General features: G+C 38.0%; 14 protein-coding genes. 5 read left to right on the top strand and 9 right to left on the bottom strand.

What is annotated here, in order from left to right:
- The first annotated feature begins 61 nt into the window (after positions 1-61).
- The 3 genes from yghU to H5089_RS15100 all read left to right on the top strand — a co-directional run bounded on the left by yghU (position 62) and on the right by H5089_RS15100 (position 4,986).
- Positions 62-907 (top strand): glutathione-dependent disulfide-bond oxidoreductase, encoded by an 846-nt coding sequence (yghU, locus tag H5089_RS15110; RefSeq protein ID WP_024597039.1) that lies wholly within the window; start codon positions 62-64, stop codon positions 905-907.
- A gap of 259 nt (positions 908-1,166) precedes the next feature.
- The gene (locus tag H5089_RS15105; RefSeq protein WP_182712569.1) at positions 1,167-3,107 is read left to right on the top strand and encodes an EAL domain-containing protein; all 1,941 of its coding nucleotides are present in this window, start codon (positions 1,167-1,169) and stop codon (positions 3,105-3,107) included.
- 499 nt (positions 3,108-3,606) lie between these two features.
- Positions 3,607-4,986 (top strand): VCBS repeat-containing protein, encoded by a 1,380-nt coding sequence (locus H5089_RS15100; protein WP_182712568.1) that lies wholly within the window; start codon positions 3,607-3,609, stop codon positions 4,984-4,986.
- Positions 4,987-5,074: 88 nt separating this feature from the next.
- On the opposite strand, the gene H5089_RS15095 is transcribed toward H5089_RS15100, so the two are convergent.
- Together H5089_RS15095 and H5089_RS15090 are read right to left on the bottom strand one after the other, a co-directional pair.
- Complete coding sequence (locus H5089_RS15095) at positions 5,075-5,530, bottom strand: hypothetical protein (protein WP_024603529.1); 456 nt, start codon at positions 5,528-5,530, stop codon at positions 5,075-5,077.
- 12 nt (positions 5,531-5,542) lie between these two features.
- Complete coding sequence (locus H5089_RS15090; protein ID WP_007581281.1) at positions 5,543-5,818, bottom strand: EF-hand domain-containing protein; 276 nt, start codon at positions 5,816-5,818, stop codon at positions 5,543-5,545.
- Between the two features lie 302 nt (positions 5,819-6,120).
- On the opposite strand from H5089_RS15090, the gene H5089_RS15085 reads away from it, so the two are divergent.
- Positions 6,121-6,978, top strand: coding sequence for a PA4780 family RIO1-like protein kinase (locus tag H5089_RS15085; RefSeq protein WP_182196864.1), 858 nt, complete (start codon positions 6,121-6,123; stop codon positions 6,976-6,978).
- A gap of 24 nt (positions 6,979-7,002) precedes the next feature.
- On the opposite strand, the gene H5089_RS15080 is transcribed toward H5089_RS15085, so the two are convergent.
- The 7 genes from H5089_RS15080 to fucP form a co-directional block, all read right to left on the bottom strand.
- Positions 7,003-7,677: a response regulator gene (locus H5089_RS15080; protein ID WP_024597035.1), complete on the bottom strand. Its 675-nt coding sequence runs from the start codon at positions 7,675-7,677 to the stop codon at positions 7,003-7,005.
- 38 nt (positions 7,678-7,715) lie between these two features.
- Positions 7,716-9,161 (bottom strand): ATP-binding protein, encoded by a 1,446-nt coding sequence (locus H5089_RS15075; protein WP_182712567.1) that lies wholly within the window; start codon positions 9,159-9,161, stop codon positions 7,716-7,718.
- Positions 9,161-9,691 carry a hypothetical protein gene (locus tag H5089_RS15070; RefSeq protein ID WP_024597033.1) on the bottom strand — a complete coding sequence of 177 codons (531 nt, stop codon included), beginning with the start codon at positions 9,689-9,691 and terminating at the stop codon, positions 9,161-9,163. The genes H5089_RS15075 and H5089_RS15070 overlap by 1 nt, the downstream gene beginning before the upstream one ends.
- 9 nt (positions 9,692-9,700) lie before the next feature.
- Complete coding sequence (locus tag H5089_RS15065) at positions 9,701-11,356, bottom strand: YHYH protein (protein WP_182712597.1); 1,656 nt, start codon at positions 11,354-11,356, stop codon at positions 9,701-9,703.
- 75 nt (positions 11,357-11,431) lie between these two features.
- The gene (locus H5089_RS15060; RefSeq protein WP_182712566.1) at positions 11,432-13,363 is read right to left on the bottom strand and encodes a S9 family peptidase; all 1,932 of its coding nucleotides are present in this window, start codon (positions 13,361-13,363) and stop codon (positions 11,432-11,434) included.
- A 43-nt stretch (positions 13,364-13,406) separates the two neighbouring features.
- Positions 13,407-14,015: a flavin reductase family protein gene (locus tag H5089_RS15055; protein ID WP_182712565.1), complete on the bottom strand. Its 609-nt coding sequence runs from the start codon at positions 14,013-14,015 to the stop codon at positions 13,407-13,409.
- A gap of 131 nt (positions 14,016-14,146) precedes the next feature.
- Positions 14,147-15,409, bottom strand: a complete 1,263-nt coding sequence (fucP, locus tag H5089_RS15050; protein WP_024597029.1) for an L-fucose:H+ symporter permease — start codon at positions 15,407-15,409, stop codon at positions 14,147-14,149.
- A 267-nt stretch (positions 15,410-15,676) separates the two neighbouring features.
- Here fucP and H5089_RS15045 point away from each other — a divergent pair, with 267 nt between their 5' ends.
- A complete protein-coding gene (locus tag H5089_RS15045; protein ID WP_100218334.1) occupies positions 15,677-16,894 on the top strand; it encodes an ROK family transcriptional regulator in 1,218 nt (405 codons plus the stop codon).
- Positions 16,895-16,959 lie beyond the last annotated feature (65 nt).

Below are 16,959 nucleotides of genomic sequence, written 5' to 3'. Positions count from 1 at the left end.
TTTTTTATGGCCACATTTATGAGTAAGTATTAAGCATTTTCATTTAACATTGAGGTTATTTATGAGTGATCAAAACGAATACACGCCACCAAAAGTATGGACGTGGGAAAGTGAAAGTGGCGGTAAATTTGCCAGCATTAACCGCCCAATTGCAGGCGCGACTCATGACAAAACCCTACCTATTGGTGAGCACGCATTTCAGCTTTATTCTCTTGCTACACCAAATGGCCAAAAAGCTACAATCATGTTTGAAGAGCTTTTACAGCTTGGTTGCACCGATGCAGACTATGACGCATATTTAATAAACATAGGTGATGGCGATCAGTTTGGATCTGACTTTGTTGATATTAATCCAAACTCAAAAATCCCAGCGCTAATGGATCATTCAACTACCCCACCTACTCGCGTTTTTGAATCGGGTTCTATTTTACAATATTTGGCTGAAAAATTTGATGTACTCATCCCTAAGGATTTAAAAGCTAAAACGCAGTGTCGTAACTGGCTATTTTGGCAAATGGGATCAGCGCCATACTTAGGTGGTGGGTTTGGTCACTTTTATAGTTACGCACCAAGTAAAATGCAATACCCTATTGATCGTTTTACCATGGAAACTAAACGCCAACTTGACGTGTTAAATCGTCATTTAAGCGAAAATGAATACATGGCGGGTGATGAATACTCAATTGCCGATATTGCAATTTGGCCTTGGTATGGCTCGCTTGTTTTAGGCGACTTATATGATGCAGCTGAATTTTTAGATGTTGCCTCATACACTCATGTTGTTCGTTGGGCAAAACAAGTTGCTGATCGCCCTGCTGTAAAGCGCGGCCGCCGCGTAAATCGCACATGGGGCCCTGAAGAAGATCAAATGGCAGAGCGCCATAACGATAGTGATTTCGAAGGTTAAATCTACTAAACAGCAAGTAAAGTCGTTAACACTTTAACCTGCTTAATAATTTTAAGGCTCATAATGATTATTTATTATGAGCCTTTTTACTGTGCTAGCTTTTTTTTTTGCTTTCATAAACTATATTTATTCTTATACTCAGGATTAGAGCCTAACTAATCGATGTTTAATACGCTTTTGTTCATCTGAAATATTTGCTGTATTTCTTGAACGTTTCTCCATCGCTAGTTGGAGTGACTTTTGTATAAGGTTTTACTTAGTGCCATATAAAAATCTAAATAGTGAAGAACGCAGAGAAACCGTTAAAATTTTATACTCTAATGCCATCTCTGGCATTGCCATTTCGACTGTAGTCAGTTTTATATTAGTGTTTGCTTTTGATTTAAATAACCAGAAAATATCCTACGAAAAAAGTATTTGGCTAAGCATTATGGTTGTCTTATTAGCAGCTCGCGCTATTGATGTAATGTGGTTTTATAAAACCAAAAAGGATAGCCCGTTATTTAATGCTGACACATACTCAAAAAGATTTTCAACCGGGTGTATTTTAACTGCGCTATCGTGGTGTGGGTATGCACTTTGGTTTCATAGCACCTCATCAGCAATAGAGACGACAACCACGATTGCTATTTTATCGGCATTTGCAGGAGGCTCTGCAAATCTGCTTTCAGGAAGTCGAGTAACCGCTGTACTCTATAGCATTATTTTACTGGCGCCCTACTCTTTTTTATTAACCTTTTCTAACGAAAACTACAACTCTGTCCTCGGTATTTTAGGCCTTGCATTTACTGCTATTATGGTAGCTTCATCGTACAAATCAGCCACATTTACACACAGCGCAATCAAGCTCAAAAACCAAAACAGAGAGCTGCTTAATGAAATGGAAAACAAGGTTGAGCAACGCACAGAAGAAATTTACCGTTTATCGAATACCGATCCACTTACAAATCTATTAAACCGAACCGCATTTTTAAAAAATGCAAACAGACAACTAGCAGACAACCCTCAAGAACCCTTTGCTTTATTATTTGTAGATTTAGATGGGTTTAAACAAATAAATGATTCGTTGGGTCATAAAGTAGGCGATAAAGTATTAAAAGAAATAGCACGAAGAATTAGTAATGTATGCAATCAACAGCTATTTAAATGCCGATGGGGCGGGGATGAGTTTTTAATTTTAGCAACGTATCAAAAACAAGCTGAGCTTATCGAGTTTGCAGATAAAGTACTTCAAAGCATTGGTGCCGAGCATGAAACATATAAATATCAAAAATGGGTATCTGCAACTATTGGTATTGCCATGTTTCCTGAGCACGGGAGTGATTTTAATACTTTAATTCGCTCTGCTGATACTGCAATGTATCACCAAAAACGCATCGCGAAAGGTAATATCAATATTTATAACGATTCACTCAAATTAATACAAGAAAGGGAGTATCTTTTGAGTCAACGCCTAGCCAGTGCCATAGAAGAAAATAGTTTAAGGCTAGTATTTCAACCAATTGTTGATAGCAAAACCTCAAAAGTAACCTCTTTTGAATCATTATTACGCTGGCAACTAGATGGTGAAAATATTTTCCCTGATGAATTTATAGCTATTGCCGAGCAATACGGTTTAATAACCGAGTTAGGTATTTGGGTAATAGAACAGGCATGTGTACAAGCAACAAAATTAAGTCACTTACAACCACAAATTGCTATAAGCGTAAACGTATCGGTTATTCAGCTACAAGATCCTGATTTTGTATCTAAGGTATTAAAAATAGTAAATCGCCACCTGGTAGAACCTAAAAACCTACACATAGAAATTACTGAGTCAGTATTTGCCGAGGATAAACTCACATTTTTGACAGCCGTTAAAGCACTACAAAAACAAGGCTTTTGTATTTCAATTGATGATTTTGGTACAGGCTACTCATCACTATCAAGCATGCTTGATATTGGTGTAGATATAGTAAAAATAGACAGAAGCTTTATTCAAAATATGGATAAAAGAGGGTTAAGTATTATTCATGCAATTGTACAAATGGCCTCTACTTTAGATTTTACTGTTGTTGCAGAAGGCGTTGAAACTATTGAGCAAGCAAACACACTCACTAAAATTGGTGTATCTCACCTACAAGGTTATTACTTTTCAAAACCGATGGAAGTAGGTTTTGTAGATGCTTATTTAAATGAGCAAAATAAGCAATGTAGTTAATAGCAAACACCTCTAAAAGCGCTTAGCTAACATATGAGTTATGCGCAACCTTTCTTATTAGGGCCTGTTTATTTTTTGAGGTTGAATTTGCAGTAGACTGTCTGGTATTTAAGCAAGGCAGAGCCTATGAAGTGTGGTTATTAACCATACATAGTTGACAACGTAGTATTAATGCCAAACATGCGCTGCCCAAAGGTTCTGCCTAGGGAGATAGACTCTTTGTTACTAGGTTACAAACCTCGCGCCGCGATTAAATCGTCCTTGGATTGAACAAATTTCAATCCTTAAAGGTCAGCAGGCCCTCCCTAAAACATAATCTTACAATTACTTACACCCAGTACATAGTAATTAGCGTAGGCTAAATATAATCCAACTTACATATGTATATTACGTTTAAACGAAAAAGCCCCAGCGCTGGATAGTAGGTAGAATTATGCGCTGACGCTGCTTAAATAATAAAAACTTTAACGATACAACTAAATATAAAAAAGGAATTTGCATGATAAAACCACTTTGCTATTCACTCATCACTTTACTTACCCCCATAAGCGTTATAGCTCAAACAATGGCAATAAAAACAACGGATGAATTAGTATCAACCGATTCAGAGATTTTATTTGCATATAATAAAGAATTAAAACAATTAGAAGCCATCAATTTACTTACATCACTTAGTAGTGAACTTGCTTTACCAAAAAACGCCATCGGGTTTGATGTGGCAACACTTGCTAACATCACCGATAAACAAGCACTCGTACTAACAAGTGATGGCGTATATAAAGCCCAAGCAGGTAAACCAACATTGTTGTTTAATTATGAGTCGGTTCTTAATCAATTAAAAATAGATAAATTTGAAAAAGTAGACTTTGTTTTCGATGCTAACAACGATGGTCTAAGCGATATTTTCATTCCTGGGTTAGCAAGCAGTACTTTATACATTCAAAATAAAGATGGCAGCTTTAAGCCTAACCAATTTAAGCAAATACCTAAATATGAAGGCCGCTTTTCAGGAAAAGGGCTTTCTTTAGAAGTTAATATTAACAATAAACCTGTGGTTATCGATTTTAACCACGACGGATTAAACGACCTGGTTTTTTCAAATGACTTTGGAGCAGATGTACTACTTGCTAATTCAGAGGGCTTTGAGCAAAAGCTTACCTCAATTGATTTTAGCATTGAGCTAGGCGAGCTAAGCAATGGCGAGACTCGCAAAATAAAGCAAATTATTGATATTAATAACGACGGATTTCTAGATTTTACAACCAGACAGTTTAAGCCTACACAAGGTATGGACTCGCTAGATATAAAAATAGCACATACTTTGTACCTAGGGAGTGCTAAAGGTTTTACTAATACGCCCATTACCTTATTTGAAACACAGGGCCCTAGTGAGTTATTGCTCAAAACTGACTTTAATAATGATGGCTTAATTGATTTACAAAAAATGGACTTAGATATTGGCTTAGGTACTATCGCCTCTATGGCATTAGGCGGTGGCAGTACTGATGTAGATGTAGAAATGAATCTTTATAAGCAGCAACCCGACGGCTCATTTGCCAATAAATCGAGTATTGAACTTGATTTAGAAATGGAAGTGGGGATGAATGGCGATGAATCAGAACCGGCTCTCTATTTAGGTGACATTAACGGCGATAGCTATATTGATGCGGTATACAAATACAGTAAAAAAACGCTGTATATTTATTATGGAGAGCAAGACTCACTGCTAAATGATAAACGCAAAAAATTAAAGCTAACGCTGCCTAAAAATAATAAAGATATTCTTCTGGTAGATATAAACCAAGACGGTAAAAAAGATTTTGTATTTAAATTTACCGAAGAAGATGGCACCAGCAAAATAGAAACACGATTAAATTAAGCCAATAAAAAAGCCCAACAGAATTAACCGTTGGGCTTTGGACTTAAGACTTTCGAGTAACAGTCAGCTTTACTCTAAGTAATAACACCTAAGCAGTTACATTTAGCAGTGAATCGCCTTCACTTAAACCAAACTTCTCTTGCACTGATGCAAGGATTGATTCTTTATCTTCATCAGACAACTGGTTTGAATACTCAGTTAAGAGCTCATCTAAGTAGCTCACCACCTCGTCTGTATCGACTGATTCTAATGAGTTTTGTGGCGGTGGCGGCGGTCTTTGACCTTCTGCTCTTCCTGCATCACCAATGCTTTTAGCATCAAACTCGAGTTCGCCCATTAAATCAGCAAGCTCTTTTGTTGGTTCAATACCTTGTTCTTTAAATGCAGCTTGAATACTTTGCGCATCGTCGCTAGTTAAGTTTTCTGCATCAAACTGTGCAAGCGTTTCTTTAACAAAATCACTTTGCTCTGTTGTTAATTTTGCAGCTTGACTACTTTGTTGCGGCACAAAACTCACAGAGCTGCTGCCAATATTATTAATCATTTTAGTATCCTTTCAACGTTCACGACGAGGTGGTTTATGATCGCTAAGCTCTTGTTCACTAATTTCGCCATTACCATCGGCATCTATAGAATCAAAAATTGTTTGTGCATCACCGTGCGGCGGTTTTTTAGCACTAAACTCTTCAAAGCTGATTACGCCATCACCATCAGTATCAATAGTTGAAAAGTCAGGTTTTTCAGGAGGATTGTCACCGCCTCGAGCAGCTACATTAGCTGAAAAAGCAATAGATAATATTGCCACAGTGGCAAGAGTTGAAAAATGCTTCATAGTAATAACCTCGTATTTAAGAATTAAACTAAGCTTACGCTTTAAAAACGCAAACAATGTGCAAATAATGAGGAAGTAATAAATTATTTTTAATAAAAACTGATGATTCAAAAAAAGTTCTGGTTGATTGCTTTGCAATCAATATATAAGCTAATAAAATAATACGATTAATTACTCTCTGGCAGTAGTGTTACTGCCCTTAATTCTCAAAGCTGATATACTGCTTGAGCCAATTAAACAAACAAATACAGAGCACTTTCATAAATAATGATTAATAACCAACCCTACTTAGCAGGCAGTCTGTGAAAATACCTAAACGCCTACAACCTCTTGTTGATGATGGCCTTATTGACGAAGTAATAAGCCGACTAATGAGCGGTAAAGAAGCCGATGTATTTATTGTGCGTTGTGGTGAACATATTCGCTGTGCGAAAGTGTATAAAGATGCGGTTAAACGTAGTTTTAAAAAAGCGGCACAATATCAAGAAGGCCGAAAAGTACGTGGTGGACGCCAAGCGCGTGCAATGGGTAAACGCTCTAGCTATGGCCGCCAATTAGAAGAAGAAATTTGGCAAAATGCCGAAGTTGATGCGTTATCTCGTTTAGCTAGCGTGGGTGTACGCGTTCCTGATACTTACTTTTGTATTGATGGCGTGCTGCTTATGGAGCTCGTCTCTGATGAAGATGGTAACGTAGCCCCTCAACTAGGACATGTCGTTTTTAGTGAAGAGCAAGCGATTGAGCAGTATAAACTCATGATACATTACATTAAGCTTATGCTTTGCGCTGGTATAATACACGGTGATTTATCTGAGTTTAATGTACTTGTAGATAATAACGGCCCTGTAATTATAGATTTACCGCAAGCCGTTAACGCTTCAGCTAATAACAGTGCACAAGCTATGTTTGCACGCGATGTAAATAACATACGCCGCTACTATGGTGAATTTGCGCCAAGCATACTAAAAACTCAATACGCTAAAGAAATGTGGGCACTATTTGAAGAGGCCAATTTAACGCCTAATTCAACGCTTACAGGTGAATTTGAAGACAGCGACGAACTTGCTGATGTAGATTCTATTCTTGATGAAATTCAAGCTGCCGAATACGAAGAGTTTGACCGTTTAGAGCGAATTAAAAATGCTGACGACGATGAGTAACTCATCGTCATAGCTCATTCCACCTTACTGTGGATGCACAAACCGGTAGCCAACCCCATAAACAGACTGGATAACACTTTCAGTTTGTGTCACTTCATCTAGTTTTTTACGCAACTTTTTAATATGGCTATCAATAGTACGGTGGCTCACAATACGCTGATCGGCGTACATAGTGTCCATTAAGCTATCGCGCGAATAAATACGATTTGGGTTGTTAAACAAAGGTTTAAATAGCTGAAATTCAAAGTTCGTCAATTCTATGCTGTTTGATTTATATTTTACGCTATAGCTGCTTTCGTCAAGCTTCATTGTTGACTCTGTAACGTCACTTGCGTTATTTAATCGCCTTAAAATAGCTTTTACGCGTGCCACCAGCTCAGCATAACTAAACGGCTTACAAATATAATCATCTGCACCTAATTCCAGCCCAAGCAGCCTATCTATTTCTTCTACTTTTGCCGATACCATAATAATAGGCACATTTGAAAAGCGCCTGATTGCTTTACACAGTTCAATACCACTTTGACCTGGTAACATTATGTCTAGCAAGATTACACTCGGCCTGTTAATTTCAAGCCAAGGTAATACTTCATTCCCGTGATGTATTTGATGAGTAATAAAGTGATGGCTGCTTAAAAAGTCACTCATTAAGTTAGCTAGCTTTACTTCATCTTCCACAATTAGTATTTGTTCACTCATAGGCATCTCTGTAAGTAACCTTAACTTTATTTTATAAGCTAAATAGTTGGCAATCTAATAATAATAGCAAGGCCGCCTAAGCTGGCTTTTTCTGCAGCGATTTCACCTTTATGACCTTTAACTATATGCTGGCAAATAGATAAACCTAAGCCAGAACCGCCCTCTTGGCGATTACGCGAACTATCTACTCGGTATAAATACTCAAATAAATGCGATAAATGCGACTGCTCTACACCTACGCCATTATCTTCGATTATAAGCTCTAAATAAGTTTGCCCTTTAATGCTTATATTATTAGCCGTTAAAGAAATAGTTGTACATTGTGCATAGTGTACTGCGTTCATTAGAATATTATCGAGTAGCTGCAAAAGGCGTGTTTTATCTGCTTGTACAGTTATGTGTTTAGCGCTATTTAGTAGGTATATTTTTATATTATGTTGTTCAAGCAAAACCTGATACTTTTGCTCAATAGTATTTAATAATAACGCCATATCAGTAGGTTGCATAGTGTAGTGCATACCTCCTAACTCTGCGCTATTGAGCATATGCAAGTCGTCTATTAAGCGTTTTAAATGTAGGGCTTCATCGTTAGCCGAACTTATATTTTTTGCGTTCGGTTCTCGTATACCAAGTAGCATAGCTTCAAGTTCACCGAGTAAAATACTCATTGGCGTCCTAAGCTCATGAGAAATATTAGCAAGCCAACGCTTACGTACTTGCTCATCTTTAGCGAGTGTAAATGCAAGCGTATTAAAATCTTCGCTCAACTGTCCTAGCTCGTCTTTTCGCTCAAGCGTGAGTTTGGTCTCGTAATTACCTTGCGTTAAGCGATGCATACCGTTAGCAATTTGCTTTACAGGGCTTACTAGGTGACGAGACAATAAAAAAGTAACCATTAATGTTAGCAATACCGCAGCTAAAGCAATAAACCATAAGTAGTTAGTTTGCTGCTGTAAAAAATCAAGCTCATAGCCATCAACCAAGCTATCTCTTTTAGAAACTGCTAAGTAACCCACTATTTTATCGTTAACAATAATTGGGGTTGTTATATATTTTAAATCGCTGAGGTATCTACCCACTACTCGCTGTTTATTTTCGTCAAGCAAAGCGTAGTGAGCAATATTTTCTGGCGGTGGGCGGCGATCTTCCTCTAAACGAATATGATCTGGCGGCGGTGGTCGCATCATTCGCCCACGCGGACCTGGGCCTTCTTGTGGCCTAGGCAAAAACTGGCTATTTTCTAATTGCGATTCAACACGTTTTCTAAAGCTTTCGCCATTGCCGACAACATGCTCCCATGAGGGTGTTTGTTCGTATTGCTTTGCAAATTGCACAACAAGTGGTTCAAGCGCTTTCACCTCTTTTGCATTAACAAAATCAATTACGCCTTGCCCTATGCTCCACTGTATAAGAACCACCAGCCCTGCAATAACACTAAAGGTAAAACTAAATAGTATTAAAAAAAGTTTATTATGAATTTTCATTAATGCGTGTTTTCAACCTTGCTAGGAAAGCTCTCAAATCGGTATGTTATAAACTCTTTGGTTTGGTCGTTAACATACAGCGTAGCAACTATTTTTTTACCTTGAGCGGTCCAATACATATGACCATGATTATTTAAAGTAACCGATACGGTATTTATACCAGTTTTAAATAAGTTAGCAGGTAAATGCAACGCTTGTCCGTAAATTCGCTGTATTTTAACCCCATTAATGTATAAATGAGCATGACCTTGTAAAAAACCGGTGTCTTGGTTTGTTGTCACGCCCATCATTTGTTGCATGTTCATCGTGCCCTCTGGCGGCACAGACAAATCATAACGCTGTGTATCTAAAATTAAGTTATAACCCGACATACTATCTTTTAATAACTTAAGGCTTAATGCCGGGATTGGCGTGTCATTTGGCACAGCTATAGGCATATGGCTATGATCCATCATTTCCTGCTGCGCAAAGAGCTTAAAGCTCAATAGCGCAGCAGTTGTTAGGATCAATGCGTATTTAAAATAACGCATAGTTACTCCTTACATTCCCGGTGGTGGACCCATTGTTTCGCCAGTATCACAGCGACCAATTGAATTAGCGGCTAATTGACCTTTAAAACGAGGCCCTATTTGATAAGGAAAAGAAGGCTGTAATTTACCATCACTGTCTAACGTTAGTGTTATATGGTAGTGATAACCCTTACCATCATTAGTATCGTGGCCGTTATGCTCATCTAATTGAGCACCGGTTACTGTTTTTTGCGCGTAGTAATAATCTTCAAAGTAATAACCATCGTCGGCATTTAATGTATTACCAGAGAGCGTCGTTACTTGTGCACCTATAGCAGGACCTGCATCACTTGTTTGTGTACCTTGGCTAACATCGTATTGATCAACTAAGGTACAGCTTCGCTCACCCTCAGTACCACAACCCCCTTCACTTGTAGGTGCACCGTAATCTCGCATTTCCCAGCCACTTAATGCTAGTTGTCCGTTACTTTCATAAGGACCATAAAGCGGATAGCCATCAGCTGCAAACCCATAGATAGGTGAATGCGCATCGCCATCATCTTCAAGTAAATCAGCTAAGCAACTAGTATAAAAATGGTGATGATATTCACCGTTAGCAGCATGTCCGCCACACACATCAACATCATATTGCTCAGCAATGGGCGCTAATGTATACCAAATATTATTTCCGTAGCTCATACCATCGCCCCAGTTAAATATACTGGTGCCATTAACCATTAAGCCAACTGTACCTAAACCTGTTTCGCAAGTTTCAGCGTCAGATAAATCGGTAGGTGTTAGCGGAAAATATGCTTCAACCGCTTGTTCTGTTGGGCAACCCGGTCCTGGAGGCCAATAACCTGCACCGCCTGTGTCATCACAGTTTTCAGTGCTGCTGTTATAGCCAATATCTTCACCAAAGGAAATGGTTTGCCCTACTGCTGCAGAAGTTACACCGTTATAAAAATCGGTAGCTGCACGCGGGCGGTTATTTAACGCGTCTACTTGGTCTTGTGTAAGCGTTACATCATATTTAGGAATGTCAGTAGTTTGCACATACATGTATTCAACGTCAGCATCTTCCTCAGTAACGTTAACAACCTCAACTGATTGAACATCTTCAACCACTGCACCATTATTTTGTATGTATGTAGAAGTTGTATCGTTGTTAATTAACCAGCTGGTAAGTTTTGCACTATTATCAACTGTATCTGAGTCTGATGAAGCAATAACATTAACTATAACTGTATCTACAACGACATCGTTTGTGCCATCATCTGCACTAATTTCAAATACAAGTGCTTCATCGGTTAAAACTTCAGGTGCAACAAACTCTGTAGACGTTGCAGTACTTGAAGATAAACTAACGGTAGTGCCTGATGTTTGCGACCAACTAACCGATACTTCACCGTCATCTTCAACCATTGAACTTAAATAAACGGTATCGCCCGCATTAACAGTTTGGTCAATACCAGCATCAACCGTTGGAGCACTATTACTGACTGTATCGCCGTCTGTTGCAGTACTTGTTGAATCGCTATTACATGCGCTTAAAGCGATACAAAGCGCACTTAACGCAAATAACTTAGTTGCATTAGCGGCTTTTGTTTTAAGAAGTGTTTTCAATGCTTGAACCTTTACTTTAACGTTTAATAAAACAAAGTTAACAAGTAAAAGTGCAAACAATGTGCACAAACAAAGGAAGATTGTGATCAAAAAAGACAACCTAAGTTGTCTTTTTGCTATTTAACTGGAGTCTGGCTATTTATTTTTTTTCAAATGTTTATCAAAAAAGTCTAAAAATGCCTGAAGAGTTTTAACTCTGTGTTCTTGATAAGATAAGTAATGATCGCCATCCTCAAGCTCAATATAAGTAACATCTTTTGCTTCATCATCAAGTTCATCCTGCATTTCTCTACTATGATAAACAGGTACCACACTGTCGTCAGTTCCATGTACAAGCAATATTGGTCTTGTTATTTTTTTAGCAAAATTCACTGGAGAATTAGCTTCTAGTAAATCATCATCAGTTCCAAACTGCTTTCTAACGATATTTTTGTTTGTAAAGTGTCGTGCTTTACTCACTAAATACTGTAAATCACTTACCCCAGCAAAACTAGCTGCACATTTAAACGTTTCTGGGTGCTTAATTACAGCCATTAACGCTGCATAGCCACCATAGCTAGCACCACCAATACAAATGCTATCTGCTTGTGCTATTCCTTGGTCAATTAACCAGTTTGCACCGTCTTGCAAGTCATCTTGCATAGCCAAACCAAAACCTTGAATTGACTGCATTAAAAAGTCGTGCCCATAGCCACTCGAACCACGGAAATTAGGCTGTAAAACAGCATATCCGTTATAGGCTAATAAAGCTGTCCAGTAATCAAAATTAGCATAATCCCTTGCCATGGGGCCGCCATGTGGAAATATAATTGTTGGTAACTTATCACCTTCTTTATATTCTACTGGTAGAGTTAGATAGCCTTCTATTTTCAAGCCATCTCTTGCCTTGTAGCTAATGCGCTTTTTGCCTCTGTATACAGAGGCATCTATTTGCGGATAAACATCAGCAATTGCACTCACCTGCTTTTTTACTCTATCCCCAAATAAATAACTACCAGACGTTTTGTCTGAGCTGATATAGAGTATATATTTTTGCTGATCTTTACTGGTACTTACAATGTCTAATTTATATTCATCTTTAAGGAGCGATACGCGCAAAGAACGATGTAATTTATCTAAGTCTTTATCCCAATATTTAATACCATCATCTAAATGTGAATCAGTAAAGCCTGCAACTTCGCCAGTTTGTTGTGAATAAAAAATAGACCCATCAAAATCATATTTACTATTACTGTAAATTAGCTCGCGAGCTTTAGTCGTTAAATTGAGTTTAAATAATGCATCGCGCCCTTCATGTAACGCAGTGATGTATAAAAAATTAGAGTCTTTATCAAACCCTAATATAGAAATACTTTGCTTACTAAAAACCTCATAATCAAATAAAGTTTCCCACGACTGTTTATTCTCATCAAAATAATCGTAAGTAAATTGCGTATCGTCCATTTTTTTTGCAATACGAACTTTACCTTGCCTGTCGGCAAACCAAGTAACAACATTACTGCGTGGCCTTTGGATTTGGGTCTTACGTAATGTGGTTAAATCTAACTCATAAACTGCTGGGGTATTTGCTATTTTAAAATCCCCTTGAACTAAAATTTTATTTTCTTTTTCAGGTAAAAAACTAACAATTCGGTCTGAATATTGTGGCTGGATTTCATCTCTTACTGTGTTGGCTTTAAAAGCTAATTTAAGACCTTTATCATTTTTAAAGTTATACGCATACATAAGCGTTGATGTATATTTAACTCCGCCAAACTGATATTTTATATAGCGAGCACCAAGTAACAGTACGTCATCATTTGCCCAGTTATACCAATCAAAAAACACTGTATGGTTATTTGAGTTTATAATTGGTGTAGTAACCCCCGTCTCCAAGTTTTTAACCATTAAGATTAAAGTCCCTTGATGGTTTCTTACAAAAGCGAGGTTCTTACCATTGGGAGATAGCTTCACTTGGCTAAAATCTTTTAAGCCTGCAAAAACTTCTATAGGTAGTTTTTTATCTTGTGTGGCAAAAGAGCCAAAACTTTGCAAAGCAATTAACAAAGTGAAAATGAACTTAAACATTCGTAAATCCTTTTATTATTGTACTCCTAAGTAAACGATTATTTCACAACTGTGGCCTTTTAAGCAAAAACTTATCTTTGGTTGTACTAAAGTAATCGCCGCCCATTTTGCCCACTGCATTTAATAATTCAGGGTCAATATAGCCACCACTCATCACTTCATCGTCTATACAAATACCCACTACATCCAGCAACATCATTTTTCCGCCGCCAGGCTCATTTGAAATACTAATAACTTCGCGTAATTTACATTCAAACCGTACTTTTGAATCGGCAACGCTTGGTGCATTTACTAACTTACTTGGAGCTTGGGCAATGTTAGCTGCATCAAATTCGCTTATATCACTAGGATAATTTGCACAACTTTGATTCATTTTTTCAACTAGCTCTTGGCTGACAATATTAACCACACATTCTTTAGTTGCCATTAGATTACTGAGCGTATCTTTATTCGTTTTATCACTAGGGTTTACTTGCGTAACACTTAAAACAGCTGGCTTGCAACTAGCCACAGTAAAAAATGAATAAGGCGCAATATTTGCAATACCTTCGCTATTTAATGTACTTATCCATGCGATAGGCCGTGGGCTGATACCGCCTACTAAGTAAGAGTAAACATTTTGGTTGGTATTTTCGGTGAGATCTAAAAACATATTTTTTCAACTAAATAAGAATATCAACATGCCTAATATCTTAATCCGATGAAGGTTGGGGTTAAAGAAGATTTACAAATGAGAAAAGTTAAAAAGTAAAACCGAGCCTTCAGGCTCGGTTTTCAATCCATTTAGCAAGGCGCTACATTATTGAATACTCTGACTTTTGTTTTTAAATCAAATGCAGCATAAGCTGCAACAATAATAAAACACCCCGCAGGCACAACATAAGAAAACGCGACACTGTATGTATCAATAAACACAGCTTGGAATACAGGAACTATCGCTCCACCTAAAATAGCCATTACTAAACCAGCAGCACCTAGTTTTGCATCATCGCCTAACCCATGTAGTGAAATCGCGTAAATAGTTGGAAACATTAACGACAAGCAAGCCGATATACTTACCAGCGCCCATACGCCACTTATATTTGGCATTTTCACCATATAAAAACACAGCAGCATTGCAATAATAGAGGTTGCCATTAACAGTTTGGCAGGACGAATAAATCCCATAAGCCAGGTCATTACAAATCGAGAAACTAAAAAGGTGATCATACTGTATTGTAAAATACTTCCCCCGGTAACTTCATTTGTATCGAGTGCCTCCATTACGTACTGGATGGTAAATGTCCATACACAAGTTTGCGCCGCAACATTAAAAAACTGGGCGATAACACCAAAGCGGTAATGGGTATTTTTAAACAAGCGCTTAAACGTTGCACTAAATTCTACATGCTTAGAGACTTTTTTTTGCTTACAAAAATTAGGTGTTTTAGTAAACGCAATTGCCAACCAAATAAAAACCAACACACAAGCCATACCAACATAAGGCACCATAACTGCATCAAGTTCTGCGCTTATAATGCTAGTTAATTGCTCACTATTCATATTTGTGCGCTCACCAGAGGTTGCGGTATTGAGCTTTGGTAAAATAAGGGTAGCGGCTAAAAAAACACCAATGTTAGTACCGACAGGGTTAAATGATTGCGCCAAATTCAACCTGCGAGTTGCACCTTGTTGGGTGCCCATTCCCATTACATAAGGGTTTGCTGATGTCTCTAAAATAGATAAGCCTCCAGCTAACACAAACAAAGCCACTAAAAAAAAACCATAAGTCATTGCTTGGCTGGCGGGATAAAACAAAAATGCTCCGATTGCAGCCATCCCTAAACCGGTTAACACACCTGTTTTATACGAAAAGCGTTTATTGATATATGCCGCCGGAATAGCTAGGCAAAAGTAAGCTCCATAGTAGCTAAATTGTACCAATGCAGACTGCACTGACGACATAGTAAAAATTTTACTAAACACTTTTACTAGCGGATCAGTCATGTTTGCCGCAGCTCCCCATGCAGCAAAGCACAGAACAAGTAAAATAAAGGGAACCACCATCTCCTTGGAGACAAGAGGTGTTTGTGTGTGTGTGTGGTCATTGCCGTGTCTCAGTTGTTAATGTTAAGTAAAGCATTTAACCAGTTAAATATCATTCCGTCAATAAATCAACTATAGTTATTTATCAACCTCCTGTGACTTATTTATACTCTGTCGTAAATTTAATAATAAGAAATGAACCCGGCAATAAAGCTAATATAGTCGCCAATTACACACACTCGGTGTACAATTAATCAGGTTATTCAAGATAATAACAACTAGGTAGGAATAATTATCAAATCTAAAAACCCTCGACTCTCTTTACAAGAAGGCCGAAGCCAATCTGGCCTGCGTGCTCATAATGAACGCCGAATTATGTCATTAATTCGCCAACACGGTAGTGCTCCAAAAGCTGAAATTGCACAAAAAACAGGGCTTTCAGCACAGGCCGTCACAGTAATTATCAATAGTTTAGAAGCCGAATCGTTATTAATACGGAAAGACCCTCAGCGTGGTAAGGTTGGCCAACCAACCATCCCATTTGCGTTAAATCCAGATGGTGCATTTGGAATTGGCTTAAAAGTAGGTCGTCGCAGTTTTGATTTAACCTTGATTGACTTAGTAGGAAATATACGCGCAACTTTGCACGAAAACTGCGCTTACCCCACAGTACAGAGCTTGCTAACCTTTTTAGAGAAAGGGATCAGCGTACTTAAAATGAGCTTAAGTGACGAATTAGCCAAGCGTATCTTAGGTGTGGGTGTTGCAACCCCTTACGAAATTTGGAACTGGACAGAAGAAGCCGGCGCTCCAAAAACAGTATTGAATGAATGGAAGTCTTTTGATTTTAAAGAAAAAATAAATCAAATTGTACATCTTCCCGTGTATGTATGTAATGATGATACCGCTGCTTGTTCAGCTGAATTAAGCTTTGGTAATCCTGCTCGTTTTAGCGATTTTTTATATATTTTTATTGGTACTTTTATTGGTGGTGGAGTTGTTATAAACGAAACCTTATTTACTGGTAAAAAAGGTAATGCCGGCGCTATAGGTTCATTACCTAGGCCTATGCTTAATAGTGAAGGACAACTAACCTCCCAACAACTTATTATGCAATCATCACTGTATATTCTCGAAAAAATGCTCAAAGGTGATGGCTACAATACTGACATACTATGGAGTTCAAAAGAGTATTGGGGAGACTTAGGCCCCGTACTCGATAAGTGGATAGACCAAGTTGCAGATGGCCTCGCCTACGCGGCATTGTGTTCTTTAGCTATTTTTGATTTTGAGGCAATTGTCATTGATGGCGCCATTCCTATCAATGTCAGAGAAAAAATAGTTTTGGCAACAAAGTTAAAATTGAGCCAGGCTGATCATCGCGGTATTAATCGCTGTGAAGTACAAAGTGGCTCTATTGGCGCCAAGGCTCAATCAGTAGGCTGCGCTAACCTTCCGTTACTTATCAACTTTTCTCAAGATCACGCAAGCCTTTCACACCACTAATATACTTTAAAGTTAAAAAGCAGCCATCGGTAACGTTGGCTGCTTATTTATTTTTTATCAGAGGT

This window comes from Pseudoalteromonas sp. SR45-1, from assembly GCF_014163655.1.
Lineage (GTDB): Bacteria > Pseudomonadota > Gammaproteobacteria > Enterobacterales > Alteromonadaceae > Pseudoalteromonas > Pseudoalteromonas distincta.
This window is presented reverse-complemented; position numbering and strand designations above follow the sequence as displayed.